The organism is Tritonibacter sp. SIMBA_163 (assembly GCF_046535935.1).
Taxonomy (GTDB): domain Bacteria; phylum Pseudomonadota; class Alphaproteobacteria; order Rhodobacterales; family Rhodobacteraceae; genus Epibacterium; species Epibacterium scottomollicae.
In genome coordinates, this window is sequence record NZ_JAWJBP010000757.1 from 1 (window position 1) to 258 (window position 258).

1 protein-coding gene is annotated in these 258 nt (G+C 46.9%); it reads left to right on the forward strand.

Translation table 11 applies throughout. The features are described from left to right. On the forward strand, nucleotides 1–258 hold a 258-nt coding region (locus tag R0J92_RS24355), incomplete at both ends, for a hypothetical protein (RefSeq protein WP_411053577.1).

Sequence of the window (258 nt, forward strand, 5' to 3'; positions counted from 1 at the left end):
GTTACGCTCTCTCAGCCTGAGTTTGTCTGCATTAGCAGTTGCATTCGGGAGTCTTAATGTTCCTGTTAAGGCACAACCTTTATCCTCATTTCTGCTTGATCTCAACTTACCGGAAAATCAAGCCTCTTTTTCTCCCCTTCTCAGTCAAGCACCCGAAACGATCCCAGAAGTGATTGTAGATACCATTCCCATTGATAGCCCCTCCTCTTCTTCCTCAGGAGAAGATGTGGTTGTCGAAAGCCCCTCAACTCCCACATC